The sequence below is a fragment of the Streptomyces sp. NBC_00057 genome, assembly GCF_045041165.1.
Classification (GTDB): domain Bacteria; phylum Actinomycetota; class Actinomycetes; order Streptomycetales; family Streptomycetaceae; genus Streptomyces.
This window is the reverse complement of sequence record NZ_CP108256.1, coordinates 4009953-4024267: the sequence shown is the minus strand read 5'-3', so window position 1 is coordinate 4024267 and position 14315 is coordinate 4009953. Positions and strand designations below refer to the sequence as shown.

The 14315-nt window shown below is 70.9% G+C and carries 11 protein-coding genes and 2 pseudogenes; 8 read left to right on the top strand and 5 right to left on the bottom strand.

Translation table 11 applies throughout. From position 1 onward, the window contains the following. The first annotated feature begins 50 nt into the window (after positions 1–50). Entirely contained in the window at positions 51–677 is a 627-nt protein-coding gene (gene pdxH, locus OG953_RS18740; protein WP_405691918.1) for a pyridoxamine 5'-phosphate oxidase, read from the top strand. 370 nt (positions 678–1047) lie between these two features. Further along, entirely contained in the window at positions 1048–2412 is a 1365-nt protein-coding gene (locus tag OG953_RS18735) for a PAS domain-containing protein (protein WP_405685540.1), read from the top strand. Positions 2413–2507: 95 nt separating this feature from the next. Here the strand turns inward: OG953_RS18735 and tnpA are convergent. Beyond that, positions 2508–2726 (bottom strand): annotated as a pseudogene (gene tnpA / locus OG953_RS18730) (IS200/IS605 family transposase); the annotation flags it as partial. A 337-nt stretch (positions 2727–3063) separates the two neighbouring features. Between tnpA and OG953_RS18725 the strand changes: the two are divergent. Both OG953_RS18725 and OG953_RS18720 read left to right on the top strand, forming a co-directional pair. Then, positions 3064–4233: a DNA gyrase subunit B gene (locus OG953_RS18725; RefSeq protein WP_405685539.1), complete on the top strand. Its 1170-nt coding sequence runs from the start codon at positions 3064–3066 to the stop codon at positions 4231–4233. A 100-nt stretch (positions 4234–4333) separates the two neighbouring features. Beyond that, positions 4334–4468: pseudogene (locus OG953_RS18720) on the top strand (IS5/IS1182 family transposase); the annotation flags it as partial. 18 nt (positions 4469–4486) lie between these two features. On the opposite strand, the gene OG953_RS18715 reads toward OG953_RS18720, so the two are convergent. Continuing rightward, on the bottom strand, positions 4487–5248 hold the full coding sequence (locus OG953_RS18715; RefSeq protein ID WP_405685538.1) for an SIS domain-containing protein: 762 nt from the start codon (positions 5246–5248) through the stop codon (positions 4487–4489). A gap of 210 nt (positions 5249–5458) precedes the next feature. Between OG953_RS18715 and OG953_RS18710 the strand changes: the two genes are divergently transcribed. Both OG953_RS18710 and OG953_RS18705 read left to right on the top strand, forming a co-directional pair. Further along, the gene (locus OG953_RS18710) at positions 5459–6151 is read left to right on the top strand and encodes a metal-dependent transcriptional regulator (RefSeq protein WP_093899867.1); all 693 of its coding nucleotides are present in this window, start codon (positions 5459–5461) and stop codon (positions 6149–6151) included. 690 nt (positions 6152–6841) lie between these two features. Beyond that, on the top strand, positions 6842–7735 hold the full coding sequence (locus tag OG953_RS18705) for an alpha/beta fold hydrolase (protein ID WP_405691916.1): 894 nt from the start codon (positions 6842–6844) through the stop codon (positions 7733–7735). A gap of 27 nt (positions 7736–7762) precedes the next feature. On the opposite strand, the gene OG953_RS18700 is transcribed toward OG953_RS18705, so the two are convergent. From OG953_RS18700 to OG953_RS18690, 3 genes are read right to left on the bottom strand one after another with little or no spacing between them, the layout of a single operon-like run. After that, positions 7763–9415, bottom strand: coding sequence for a transporter (locus tag OG953_RS18700; RefSeq protein WP_405685537.1), 1653 nt, complete (start codon positions 9413–9415; stop codon positions 7763–7765). Next, a complete protein-coding gene (locus OG953_RS18695; protein WP_405685536.1) occupies positions 9412–10251 on the bottom strand; it encodes an ABC transporter ATP-binding protein in 840 nt (279 codons plus the stop codon). Before OG953_RS18695 ends, OG953_RS18700 begins: the two co-directional genes overlap by 4 nt. A gap of 53 nt (positions 10252–10304) precedes the next feature. Continuing rightward, a complete protein-coding gene (locus OG953_RS18690) occupies positions 10305–11000 on the bottom strand; it encodes a bifunctional DNA primase/polymerase (RefSeq protein WP_405685535.1) in 696 nt (231 codons plus the stop codon). A gap of 292 nt (positions 11001–11292) precedes the next feature. On the opposite strand from OG953_RS18690, the gene OG953_RS18685 reads away from it, so the two are divergent. Then, the gene (locus OG953_RS18685) at positions 11293–12675 is read left to right on the top strand and encodes a transcriptional regulator (RefSeq protein ID WP_405685534.1); all 1383 of its coding nucleotides are present in this window, start codon (positions 11293–11295) and stop codon (positions 12673–12675) included. A 172-nt stretch (positions 12676–12847) separates the two neighbouring features. Beyond that, positions 12848–14287 carry a hypothetical protein gene (locus OG953_RS18680; RefSeq protein ID WP_405685532.1) on the top strand — a complete coding sequence of 480 codons (1440 nt, stop codon included), beginning with the start codon at positions 12848–12850 and terminating at the stop codon, positions 14285–14287. Positions 14288–14315 lie beyond the last annotated feature (28 nt).

Here is a 14315-nt window from a genome sequence, read left to right as displayed (position 1 = left end):
CCGTGCCCACCGCAGACTCCCCCTCCGATTCCACCACCGATCCGGCCGCGATGCGCGAGCAGTACCGCTCCGTGGCCTTCACCGAGGACACGCTGCCTGCCGACCCGATGCAGCAGTTCGCCCACTGGTTCCGGCAGGTAGCCGTGGGCGGGGTGCTCCACGAGCCCAACGCCATGGTGGTCTCCACCGCCACCCCCGAGGGCCGGCCGTCCTCACGCACGGTGCTGCTGAAGAAGTACGACGAACGCGGCTTCGTCTTCTTCACCAACTACGAATCCCGCAAGGGCCGCGAACTGACCGCCAACCCGCACGTCTCGCTGCTCTTCCCCTGGCACCCGATGGCCCGCCAGGTCGTCGTCACCGGCACGGCGGCCCGCGTCGGCCGCGAAGAGACGGTCGCCTACTTCCGCACCCGCCCCCACGGCTCCCAGCTGGGCGCCTGGGCGAGCGCCCAGTCGACGGTGATCGGCTCCCGTGACGAGCTGATCGAACGCTACGAGGAACTGGCCGCCCGCTACCCCGAGGGCGAACATGTCCCCGCGCCCCCTCAGTGGGGCGGCTTCCGCGTGGTCCCCGACACGATCGAGTTCTGGCAGGGCCACGAGAACCGGTTGCACGACCGGCTGAGGTATGTACGCGAGGGCGAGAAGTGGCGCGTCGAGCGCCTGTGTCCGTAACCCGCCCCCATTCCCCTCCGGACATGCAGAAACCCGCAGGCTCTGGTTCCTCCGTGCACGAAGGAGCCGGCCGGACTTACCGGCGAGCCTGCGGGTCGGTGACTGCTTGGGTTTCGGCAGACAGCCTGCCGAGGTGCACTGTGTGCGACGACGGGCTGTCAGCCCGCAGCCACCTCACGAATCCGATAAGACTGCACTTTTCGGATCACCTCCTTTCGACGTGTACGGCAAACACTAGGAACCCTTCCGGGACCGCACAACCGAATTAATGGACCGGCCTATTTCAGAGAAGTCGGTGTGCGCTGGGTCACGTTCGAGTTCAATGGTCTGACGTGCGGTAATGCCGGATACGTCCTGCGGGGGGTACGGGATGAGTGCGTCCACAAGCAGTGGGACGACCGACGCGCTCGGGCCCGAAGAGGGTCCGAGGGCAGGGCCCGGGGCCGAGCTGCTCGCGGCGCTGCTCGACGGGATGGATGCGGCGCTCTGCGCGTTCGACGCGGACGGCACCATCACCCACTGGAACCGCGAGGCCGAGCGGATTCTGGGCTGGTCCGCCGAGGAGGCCGTGGGACGGCCCGGGTTTGCCGGGTGGGCGGTGCGGCGGGCGGACGCGGGGGAGGTGCAGGGGCGGCTGATGGCGGCCATGGACGGCGCCGGTCGCCGGGTGCATGAGTTCGCGCTGCTGCGCAAGGACGGTGGGCGGGTGCTCGTGCGGACGCAGTCGGCGGGGGTCCGGGGTGCGGACGGGAAGCCGGCCGGGGTGTACTGCGCGTTCGGGGAGGTGCATGCGCAGATCGATCTGGAGCGGTCGATCGCGCTGAGCGAGGCGCTGTTCGAGGACGCGTCGTGGGGTGTGGTGCTCGTCGACGTCGATCTGCGTCCGACGGTCGTCAACACGCACGCGGCACGGGCGCTGGACGCCGGGCGTACGACGCTGCTGGGGCGCCCGCTGGGGGAGTTGATCGTGCAGGGTGTCGAGGATCTGGAGGGCGCCCTGCAGCACGTACTCGCCGAGGGCGCGCCACCGGCGCCCGCCGAGCTGTGGGTGACGTTGCGGACGACGGAGGGGGATCGGCGGCGTTGCTGGCGCAGTGGTTTTCTGCGGCTGGCGTCGCCGCTCGCGGAGGAGCCGGTTCCGTTGGGGGTCGGCTGGCTGTTCCAGGACGTGACCACGGAGAAGCTGGCGGCGCAGGAGGCGGACCGGGTGCGGTTCCGCTCGAACCAGCTGCACCGGGCTTCGCGGTCGGCGTCCGAGTGCGAGGACCCGATGGAGGCGGCGACGTCCTATCTGGACTATGCGCTCGCGGGCTTCGCCGACCATGCGCTGGTCGACCTGGTGGCGGGGGAGCGGCTGGTGCGGGTGGCGGCGACCCCGTTCGGTGAGCCGGGTCCGTGCCTGCCGGTGGCCGGCGGCGGTATTCCACTGCGGTATACGCCGGGGCACCCGGCTCTTCAGGCGGTGGACCGTACGGGTTCGGTACGGGCCGGCGCGGGCGCGGGGCCCGGGGCCGGGGTGTGGGCGGCGGAACGGCAGTGGCCGGGGGATTCGGTGCACGCGTTGTGCGCGGTGCTGCGGAGCAGGGGGCGGACGCTGGGCGTGGTGACGTTTCTGCGCTCCGCCCATCGCACGGCCTTCGAACGCCCCGACGCGGCGTACGCGGAGAGCGTGGCGGTCCGGGTCGCGGCAGCGGTGGACCTGGCGCAGGTGCTGGCCCACCCCTCCGGCGTCTGAGGGCGGAACCGTTGCCCTGGGGGCTGGGTGCCATCCCTCTCTTCGGAGGGAATCCCCGCCTTCGGGCGGGGAGGGAATCCGATCTCGGGACTGCTCTAACTCTCAGGCTGGAGCGGACGTTTTTGCTGCTCGATGTACTGCTTGACGATATCCAACGGTGCGCCACCGCAGGACCCGGCGAAGTAGGAGCCCGACCAGAATCGGCCGTGCATGATGAAGCGGTTGACACGGCCGGTGAACTCCTGTCGCAGGTAGCGGGATGAAACGCCCTTGAGCGAGTTCACCAGGGCCGACAGGGCGACCTTCGGCGGGTAGTGAGCCCTTTCCAATCTCGCGGCACTGACCACGAGTGGACACGCATGCGGAACGACGAAGCTCCTGGCAGACGGGTTCTCGACCAAGAGCTTCGCGCGCTTGTCTACCCGTCGTCGATGGAATTGGGGGCCTCAGGGGCGCCCGGGGTGGGGTCGTGCGCGGCTTCGCCGGGCCCGCGGGCATGTTCTGGGCGTGATGTACGGCACCTGGGCCAGTTGCTTCCCGGCACGTTCTCACGCACCCGCCCGCAGCTTCGTCAGAACGGCTCTGACCTGGTGTTTTCATTGATTTCACATAGGCTGCGGAGGTCTGCCGGGCACCATGGGAGGGGTCTTCGTGAGTGGGGAAAGAATGGGGTACGACGCTGTCAGGATCGAGGAGCTGGAGGGGCGGGAAGCCGTTCGGAAACGGCCCGGTATGTGGGTTGGCTCGACCGGCGAACGCGGTCTGCACGAGTTGGTGTTCCAGGTCGTCGGCTGGGCCGTGAACCATGTCCTGGCCGGCCGCGGCGACGGCTCCGTCGATGTCACGCTCACCCCCGATGGCGGCGTGCGGGTCGCCCACAACGGGCTTGGGCGTCCCTTCGCCGCCGAGGGGGACACCGGCGGCCGCGGTCTCGAAGCCCTGCTGACCCGTATGCCCGCCGAGGCCGAGCCCGGTGGTCGGCACATCGCGGCCGTGAGCCATGGCCGGATTATGGGGCTCTTCGTAGCCAACGCCCTGTCGAGCAGACTGATGGCCGAGGTGCAGTGTGAGGGGGCCCGCAGGGTCCAGGAGTACGCGCGCGGTGTCGCGGCCGCCCAGCCCGCCGCCGTGGGGCCGACGGCCGGAAGCGGGACGACCATCACTTTCTGGCCCGACGCCGAGATCTTCGAGGCGACGTGGTGCTCGTTCGCCGTGCTGGCGGAGCGTTTCCGGCAGGTGGCCTTCCTCAACCGGGGCCTGGGGATCTCGCTGGCCGACGAACGCCCGGCGGGCGGGGCCCGGGCGGTGAGCTTCCGGTTTCCGGACGGAGTGCGGGACTTCGTGGCCGCCCTCGACGCGGAGACGGGGGCCGCCCTCCATCCGGACGTCATCGGCTTCGAGCGCGAGGATCCACGGATGGCGGGGACGATGGAGGTGGCCATGCTGTGGAGCGGCTCGGGCCAGGAGCAAATCCGCAGCTTCGCCAACAGCCGGGCCACTCGCCAGGGCGGCACGCACGTGGACGGCTTCCGAGACGGAGTAACGGCGGCGGTCACCGCGTACGCGCGTGAACGAGGGCTGCTGGCGGCGGACAACGATCCCTGCGCCGACCGGATCAGCAAGGGCCTCACGGCAGTCGTGTCGGTGAAACTCGAACGCCCCGAATACCTCGGCGCCACGCACGAGCTGCTGGGCAACACCGACGTACGCGGCTGTGTCAGGCAGGCTGTCCGGGAACACCTCGGCAACTGGATCGAGGAGCAGTCGAAGCAAGCCACGCAGGTCGTCGACCGAATCCTCCGGAACATCCATCAGGACTGACCGGCGACGGAACTCCCGCTATGGACGGGATCTGCGGAACGACGAAGCTCCTGGTAGACGGGTTCTTGACCAGATCGCTTGCAGCCACCAGGAGCTTCGCGTGCTTGTCTACCCGTCGTCGATCGACCTGTCCAGTCGTACTTTGCAGTGTCTGACCGGACGACTCGCTGTCCGGCGAGGGGAGATCGGAACCCGATGGCGACGCCTGACCGCCGGCCGTCCGGTGATCGCCGCACGGCGGCCGGACCGCCCGTCACCCCCCGTGGCGGTAGAAGATCCGGTCCCGGTACTCCGTCATGACGCGCCCGTTCCACTCGTGACCGCCGTCGACGTTCCCCGACCGCAGCATCGGCGGCTCGACCCCCCGCGCCACGAGATGCTCCGCCGCAGCGGCCATCATCGCCTGCATCACCGCACTGGTGACGACCGTCGACGCGGGTGCGAACGGCGCCTCGATCCCGGCGGCGGTCAGCTCCGCGTCGCCGATGGCGATCTTGCTGTCGAGCACGATGTCGCAGTGGTCCCGCAGGAAGCCGCCCGAGCTGTGCCGGGACCGGGTGCCGTGCGCGTACGCCACCGAAGTGACGCCGATGACCTTCAGGCCGAGCGCCCGCGCATTCATCGCCATCTCCACCGGAAGCGCGTTGCGCCCGGAGAGCGAGATGATCACGAGGACGTCGCCCGCCTTTGCGGGGCTGGAGTCGAGCACCGCGCCCGCCAGCCCGTCGACCCGCTCCAGTGCCGAGCCGAGGGGCGCCGGCATGACGTCGACGCCGACGCTCCCGGGCACGGCCAGCAGGTTCATCAGGGCGAGTCCGCCCGCTCGGTAGACGACGTCCTGCGCGGCGAGCGAGGAGTGCCCGGCGCCGAAGGCGAAGAGCCTGCCGCCCGCGGTGACGGTGTCGGCGATTGCGGCACCGGCGGCCGCGATGTTGCCGGACTCCTCGTCGCGTACGCGCTCCAGCAGGCCGATCGCTGCATCGAAGAACTGACCGGCCAGCTTGCTGTCGCTCATCGAGGAGGCCCTTTCCGGCGGGAAGAATTGTCCGTGGGGTGTCCGTGCCGCGGATCACGTTGCGGTCTGGGCCAGTGGCCTGTCAATACCGCCCACGCCGCTCCGCTGCACAGCGTTCGGTCGGCCCGGCACGGTTGTCGGCGGTATGCGTCAGAATTGGGTCAGGGCCAGCGCACGACGTTTTTCATGTCACAGCATCGAGGGGCACGAATGTCCGGACTGATCGACACCACGGAGATGTATCTCCGCACCATCCTCGAACTCGAAGAGGAAGGCGTGGTCCCCATGCGCGCCCGGATTGCGGAACGGCTGGACCAGAGCGGTCCGACGGTCAGCCAGACGGTGGCGCGCATGGAGCGCGACGGCCTGGTGCAGGTCGCGGGCGACCGCCACCTGGAGCTGACCGACGAGGGGCGCCGCCTCGCGACCCGCGTCATGCGCAAGCACCGGCTCGCCGAGTGCCTGCTCGTCGACGTGATCGGCCTGGAGTGGGAGCAGGTCCACGCCGAGGCATGCCGCTGGGAGCATGTGATGAGCGAGGCCGTGGAGCGGCGGGTGCTGGAGCTGCTGCGCCACCCGACGGAGTCTCCGTACGGGAATCCGATCCCGGGCCTGGAGGAGCTGGGCGAGAAGGCCGAGGCCGACCCGTTCCTCGACGAGGGCATGGTGAGCCTGTCGGAGCTCGACCCGGGCGCCGAGGGCAAGACGGTGGTCGTGCGCCGGATCGGTGAGCCGATCCAGACGGACGCCCAGCTGATGTACACGCTGCGGCGGGCGGGTGTTCAGCCCGGTTCCGTGGTCAGCGTGACCCAGTCGCCCGGCGGGGTGCTGGTCGGCAGCAGCGGCGAGGCGGCGGAGCTGGACGCCGAGATCGCCTCGCACGTGTTCGTGGCCAAGCGCTGACGGGTGCCGCGACGGGCACCGCTGACGGGCGTCGCCGTCCGAGTGCCGACAGGGCGCTGAAGCGTAACGTCCGCTTTCCGTTTTTCCGCCCGGAAGTGCAGCGCCAGGGCGGATCCCGTGCCAGGCTGTGGCTGAGGCATACCTGAGAGTGTCGGCCACCTGGTCGCGCGGTCGGGGAGGGAGCAGGCGCATGCGCCCGTCGTACTGGCATGTCCGGCATGTCTGGCACGCACACCGGAAGGTCGCTGCCGCGGCCCCGGCCGCCCGCGATCCGCGCCCGGCCGCCCATGAAGCCAATGCCGCTGCCCGCGGTACCCGTGCCGCCGCCCGCGAAGGCGTTTTGGTGCCGGCCGCTCCCCGAACGAACGCTCCCCGAACGACCGCTCCCCGAACGGCAGAGGGCCCCGGCGCCTTGCGGCGCCGGGGCCTGTCCTCCCCTGTTTCGACCTGGAGCCCCGAGCTCTCAAGGTCGATCCCCACGGGCCCTCATCCCCGAGTGGCCCGCCTCCCGGAGAAGATCTCCCCTCCGTGGCCGCCGTCAATCCTTGGAGCCGGTCACTCGAACGAGGGGTGTTGGACGCCGGAACCCGGTTTTCGAATACAGGTTCGATAGTCTGGCGTGACGCGACCACACGGTGATCGAGCGGTGATCAAGCGGTGATCGAGGACCAGAAGGGGGTGCCAGAACATATGGTGCGGCGCATCGATGTGACCGGGACCGACGGCGTACGCCTCGCGGCCTGGGAGTTCGCCGACCCGCCCAAAGGGCGCACGGAGGGCGAACACGCCCCCGGGGTCTTATTGCTCCACGGTTTGATGGGCCGGGCCTCCCACTGGGCCTCGACCACCCGCTGGCTCGCCGAGCGGCACCGCGCCGTCGGCCTCGACCAGCGAGGGCACGGCCGCAGCGAGAAGCCGGCCGAAGGCCCGTACACCCGTGATGCGTACGTCGCCGACGCCGAGGCGGCGATCGAACAGCTCGGCCTCGCCCCGGTCACCCTCGTCGGGCATTCGATGGGAGCGCTCACGGCCTGGCAGCTCGCCGCGAAGCGCCCCGATCTCGTCCGGGCCCTGGTCATCTGCGACATGCGGGCCTCCGCGCTCGGGGCGGCCTCGCAGCGGGAGTGGGAGGACTGGTTCAAGTCCTGGCCGGTGCCGTTCGCGACGCTCTCCGACGTACGGAAGTGGTTCGGCGAGGACGACCCCTGGGTGGAGCGGCCCAACCCCGCCCGCGGCGAATTCTTCGCCGAGGTGATGGCCGAGCGGGCCGACGGCTGGCGCCCCGTCTTCTCCCGTCGCCAGATGCTCCAGTCCCGCGCGACGTGGGTGTTCGACGCGCACTGGGAGGAGCTGGTGCAGGTCCGGTGCCCGACCCTGGTGCTCCGCGGCCTCGACGGCGAGCTGGGCCGGGCAGAGGCCCAGGAGATGGTCCGCGTACTGCCGCGCGGGCAGTACGCGGAGGTGGCCGACGCCGGCCATCTCGTCCACTACGACCAGCCGGAGGGCTGGCGCGCGGCGGTCGAACCCTTCCTGGAGCAGTTCGCCGAGGACCCCCAGGACGACCGCGAGCCCGTCTCCCCATGAGGGAGACAGGCCCTGCGGAGGAGGCTCTCAGCCCTTGCTGACCGCCGCCAGGATCTCCGGGAGTCGGTTCGCCGTTCGGGGAGCGGCGAGCCGTAGTCCCGCCCAGGAGATCAGCGCCCCGTACGCGGCCCCCGCGGGCAGCAGCAGCCACAGCCACTGCTCCATGTCGGCGACATGCAGCCAGATCGTCACCGCGATCACGGGTGTGCAGAGCAGCGCCGCCGAGATCATGCCGCCGAAGATCGAGATCCAGGCGAGCCCGGCCTGCCCCGGTGCCACGTTCTTGAACGCCCCGTCCTGCGGGATCGAGTACGGGAAGTTCGCCGACGCCACCGCACCCGTCGCCAGCATCGCGCCCAGCATGGCGAACGACAGCCCCATGCCCCCCGGCAGCGCATCCCAGTCGCCGAGCACCGCTGCCGTCAGCACCGTCACCAGAGTCGTGTACGGCAGGGTGATCAGCAGCAATGCCAGTGCCCGCGCCCGCAGTTCGATGTACGCGTCCCGGGTGGAGGAGATGGTCAGCGCCACCATCCAGAACGCGGAGGTGTCCTGCCCGAACTGGTTGTACATCTGGATGCCGAGCATTCCGGCGGCGAAGCAGGCGAAATAGACCGAGCCGGTGCCCTGCACCGCGTTGAGCATCGGCACGATCAGCCCGACCGCCAGCGCCGTGACCCAGGCGGCCTTGGTCTTCGGGTCGCGTGCGATGTATCGCAGGCTGCGCTCCATCACCGGTCCGGTACGCCCCGCAGGCAGCAGCGCGGAGAGCCTGGAGCCGCCCTTGCCGGCCTTCTCGCGGGTCGGCCCGGCGCCGGCGAGGGTCGAGCCGTCCGGGGCCGTCATCAGCTTCACCAGACTTCGCTGCCACAGCCACAACAGCGCGAACAGAGCCGCCACGGACAGCAGCAGCTGTACGGCGGCCTGCCCGTACGAGCCCCGCGACGCCGAGTCGACCGCCCCGATCGCCGAGGCGGGCGGCAGCCAGCGCACCACGTCCGCGGCCGGTTCGAGCGCGGCGAGACCGCCCGCCTGTCCCAGCCGCTGCGCACCGAAGTTGACGACCTGGAAGCCCACCGCGATCACGAGCCCGCTGAGCACCGCGAGATCGCGGCCCTTGCGTGATGTCAGCAGCCGGGTGTTGGCCGTGGCAACGGCCCGGGCCAGCGCCACGCACAGCAGCAGCGTGAGCGGCGCGGCCGCCACGGCGAACACCGCACCGGCCACCCCCTGCGCCACCGCGAACACCGAGCCGGCCGCCAGACAGAGCGTGAACAGCGGACCGATCCCGACCAGTGACGCCGTCAGCAGCGCCGCGATCAGAGGGCGCGGCCGCAACGGCAGCATCACCAGACGGCTCGGGTCGAGGGTCTCGTCACCGCTGGGGAAGAACAGCGGCATCACCGTCCAGCCGACCGCCAGCACCCCGGTCATCAGGATGACGAGGGTGCCGACATGGGCGTTCCCGCGCAGCGCGATCAGCGCGATCAGCTGGCCCGCGGCGATCAGCAGGGTGAGGACGACGGAGGTGATGTACGCGGCCCGTCGGCCCGCCGACTGCCGCAGCCCGTTGCGCAACAGGGTCAGTTTGAGCCGTACGAAGACGGGGACGAGCCCCTCGCCGCCGCTCGTGCTGTCCCGGCCGGGGGCGGCTCCCACGGGGGCGTCGAGCACGCTCATCGGTCGCCGCCCAGCCAGTCCAGGGACTCGCCGGTGGTCCGGGAGCCCGCGCCGACGAGTTCGAGGAAGGCGTTCTGCAGAGAGGACGCCGCGCCGCGCACCTGGGCCAGGGTGCCCTGGGCCCGGATCGTGCCGGCGGCCATGACGGCCACCCAGTCGCAGAGGGACTCCACGAGCTCCATCACATGGCTGGAGAAGACGACGGTCGCCCCCGAGCGGGTGTACCGCTCCAGAACCTCGCGGATGGTCTGCGCCGACACCGGGTCGACGCCCTCGAACGGCTCGTCCAGGAAGAGCACTTCGGGGTTGTGCAGGAGCGCGGCGGCGAGCCCGATCTTCTTCCGCATGCCGGTCGAGTAGTCGACGACCAGCTTGTGCTGGGAGCCGGCCAGATCGAGTACATCGAGCAGCTGGGTGGCCCGTTTGTCGACCTCGGCGCCCGGCAGCCCGCGCAATCTTCCGGTGTACGCGAGGAGTTCGCGCCCCGAGAGGCGTTCGAAGAGCCGCAGCCCCTCCGGGAGCACACCGATCCTGGACTTCACCTCGACCGGGTCGCGCCACACGTCATGGCCGCCGACCTCGATCAGTCCCCGGTCGGGGCGGAGCAGTCCGGTGACCATCGACAGAGTGGTGGTCTTGCCCGCTCCGTTGGGCCCCACGAGACCGATGAACTTGCCTGCGGGCAGCTCCAGATCGATCCCGGCGACCGCGGTCTGCTCGCCGAACCGCTTCCACAGCCCCTGTACGCGAACGGCGGGCGGCGCCGTCGGCGCTGCGCCCGCCTCTCCCGCTTCCCCCGCCCGCACTGCTCTGTCGGTCTCTGTCCGGTCCTGCATGATGTAAGCCTTCCGATGTCCCCGTGTATGGGGACAGCCTACGAAAAGGCACCTCAGGATAGGCGTGTTCGTGCGTCGGCTGCTTCCCTTGCGCAGGCGTAGGCGAGCGGACTGATGAGATCCTCCGCGTCCGGCAGCCACCGGTTGGCGGACACGGGACGGCGGGCCCACTGCACCGCCCCGCGTCCGCCGACCCGGGTCGGCGGGCCCGTCACGTAGTGGCCGTCGCCGCGGCCGACGAGGTCGATCGCGACTGCCCGCCAGCCCAACTTCTGTACGAGATCGTCCACTTCGGCCGCCGTACCCGGCAGGACGAAGAAGAACATCCGCCGGTCGGGGGTGCGGGTGACGGGCCCGAGCGGTACGTCCATCCGCTCCATCCGGGCCAGGGCGAGAAAGCCGGCGGACTCCGGTACGTCGATCGCGTCGAAGGTGCGACCGGTGGGCAACAGGATCGACGCCCTGGGGTGCTTGGACCACATCCGGCGGGCCGCGGTACCGCTGCCGGCCGCCTGGCCCGCCCAGTCGGGTCCGGCGGGGTGCGCGCCGGGCGAGGCGCAGCCGGCGTCACCGCACGAGCACCGCTCGGCTCCCTCCGCCGCCTCCAGCCAGGTGCCGGGGCACACGTCCCAGTGCCGCTCCTCCGCGTACCGCACCGCGGCGTCGAGCAGTTGCTCGCTCAGCTGCAGGGGGATCTTCGAGGCTTCCACGACTCCGATGGGCTCTTCGACTCCGATGGGCTGTTCCACGAGCAGCACAACTACCGCCCCCACACGGGGTTACGGGTGTGGCGGGCGTGGTCAGGGCTCATCGATCCGGCATGCGGGGCGCATGGATGCATGGGTGGGGGCGCGCGTGAGGCGGCGCCCGAACGGGCGGGTAGCCATTCCGGGGCAACTCCGGAACGGTCGGCCTCTGTCATATGCCGACACGAATGGCAACGAACACGACGGACGTGATGAACACGATGAATGTGTGCATTTTCCGTGTATTTGCCGGGCAGTGATCCGCTCATCGATCACTGCGGCCTCAGGGGGAAACATGGCAGCCAGGCCTCTCGTCGCCCGCCAGCCGAACGAACGGCTCCAGGCGCTCATTCAGGAAGCCGGATGCTCCAACGCCGGCCTCGCCCGCCGCGTCAACATGGTCGGCGTGGAGCGCGGGCTCGATCTGCGTTACGACAAGACCTCCGTGGCCCGTTGGCTGCGTGGACAACAACCACGTGGCAGGGCACCGGGAATCATCGCCGAGGCGCTCGGCCGCAAGCTCGGCCGTACGGTCACGATCGACGAGATCGGTATGGCCAACGGCAAGAATCTGGCGTCCGGCGTCGGCCTGCAGTTCGCCCCGACCGTGATCGGGGCGATCGAGCAGGTCTGTGAGCTGTGGCGCAGCGATGTCGGCCGCCGCGACTTCCTGTCCGGTTCGACGATCGCGTCGTCGGCGCTGGTCGAGCCCAGCCGCGACTGGCTGATCACCGGCGCCGACCCGCAGGTGGCCCGGGCCGCCGGGGCCCGCGTCGGGATGTCGGACGTGGAGGCGGTACGGGCGATGACGGCCGCGCTCGTCGACCTCGACCACCGGTTCGGCAGCGGACATGTGCGGCCGGTCCTGGTGCACTACCTGAACAGCGTGGTCTCCGGGCTGCTCTCGGGGGCGTACCGCGAATCGGTCGGGCGGCAGCTGTTCGCGGCGGTTGCGCGGCTCACCGAACTCGCCGGGTACATGGCGGTCGACACGGGCCAGTCGGGGCTCGCCCAGCGCTACTACATCCAGGCGCTGCGCCTGGCTCAGGCGGCGGGCGACCGGGCGTACGGGGGTTACGTACTGGCCGCGTCGATGAGTCATCTCGCCGCGCAGCTCGGCAATCCGCGCGAGATCGCCCAGCTGGCACGGGCCGCACAGGAGGGCGCGCGCGGGCGTGTCACCCCGAGGGCGGAGGCGATGTTCTACGCGGCGGAGGCGCGCGGGCACGCCCTGCTCGGCGACGCCCGCACCTGCCAGGCGGTGACGGGCCGGGCGCTGACCGCCATGGAGAATGCCGAACCGGGCACCGGGGACGACCCCGACTGGATCGCCCACTTCGACCACGCCTATCTCGCCGACGAGCTGGCGCACTGCCACCGCGACCTCGGGCAGGCGGAGGCGGCCGCGCGCCGGGCGAAGGAGTCCCTGGACGGCCACCCGGAGTCCCGGGCCCGCCGCCGCGGCATCGGCCTGGTGCTCCTCGCCACGGCCCAGGTCCAGCTGCGCGAGGTGGAGCAGGCCTGCCACACGGGCACGCGGGCGATGGAGCTGCTGGGGTCGGTGCGCTCCAGCCGGGGAGCGGAGTATCTGGACGATCTGCAGCAGCGACTGATGCCCTACGGGGACGAGCCGGCGGTACGGGAGTTCGGGGCGCGGCTGGAGCTCCAGGCGGTGTGACCGGGGTCCGACCGGCGGAGTGTGACCGGCCGCCCCTTAACTGCGTCTTGGGAGCGCTGGGTGTTACAGCGCTTGTGAAGGGGTGGTGAGTGACATCACGCGCTTGGCGAAGGGTGGTAACCACCCGATAGCGTGAGCCGACGATTCCGTAGGTTTACACGTAGGAGTCCCGGTGACGCAGAGCGGACAGGGTGACGAGCAGCAGCTCCCTGCTGTACGGCCCGCGCACGAAGGTGTCGTGCTGCCCGCGGGTGGCGGCGAGCCCTGGATACCAGGGGGGCCCGCGGATCAGGGCGCCCCGGCGGGCGGCCAGCCCTGGGGGCAGCCCTGGGGGCCGCAGGTGGCGCACCAGGACGCCTCGTCGCAGCCACAGGCCCATGCTCAGGGGCAGGGGGCGTACGGGCAGGGACAGTACGGGCAAGGGCAGTACGGTCAGGGGCAGCCGGCGCAGGCGTACGGACAGCCGCAGGCCCAGCCGCTGCCTCCCGTACAACCTCAGCAACCCCAGCAGCCGTACGCGCAGCCGTTGCCGCCCGAGGCCGTGCCCGGCATGGGCATGGGCGGGGACGCGGATGCGACGCAGTACATCGCGCCGGTGCCCGCCGGGCCCGCGCCGGGCGGGCTGCCGCCGGAGAGCCCGGCGGAGGCCACCCAGTTCCTCGACCACGCAGCGCCGCAGCCGCAGACATACCAGCAGCCCCAGGCGCCTGCGCACGGCGGTGACGCCGAAGCGACCCAGTTCATCCCGCCGGTCCCCGGTGGCGCCCCGTACGGCATCAGGCCCGGGACCCCCGGCGAGCGGCAGCCTCCCGCCGAGTTCGACAACCTGTTCCGCAACGACGGGTCCGCGGGCGGCACCCAGCAGATGCCCCGGTTCGACCCCGCGCAGCAGCACCAGGGCGCCCATCAGCCCCCGCAGGCCCCGCAGTCTCAGTACCAGCCCGTGGACGAGGGTCCGCAGGGGCGGACCGGGCAGCCCAGGAAGCGGGCGCACGTCACGCTCATCGCTGCGGTCGTCGCCGGCTGCGCCGTCGTCGGCCTCGGCGCGGGCGCGTTGATGAGCGGTGGCGACGACAAGGGCGCGGACGACAAGCAGCCGGTGGCCGCCGCCAGTTCATCCGCCGGCCGGCCCTCCACGCAGGCCGCGGCCGATCCGGCGAAGCCGCAGGCCGAGGCGCTGGACAAGTTGCTGGCGGACAGCAACAACAGCCGTGCCGCAGTCGTCGGGGCTGTCGAGAAGACCAAGAGCTGCACCGACCTGGACCAGGCCGTGACCGATCTGAAGGGCGCTGCCCAGCAGCGCCGTGACCTGGTGACCCGGCTCCAGGGGCTGACCGTCGACAAGCTGCCGGGCCACGAGCGGCTGACCGCCTCCCTCACCAAGGCCTGGCAGGCGTCCGCCGCCGCCGACGAGCACTACGCCGCGTGGGCGGGCCAGGCCAAGGACGGCAAGAAGGTCTGCAAGCACGGCAAGGCCCGTACGACCTCCGAGACGCAGCAGGCCACTGAGAAGAGCGGCGAGGCGAGCAAGGCGAAGCAGGAGGCGTCGGGGCTGTGGAACTCGATCGCGTCGAAGTACGGGCTGACCCGGCGGGCGGCGACCGAGCTCTGACCCGGGGCTCGGCATCAGGACCCTCCGG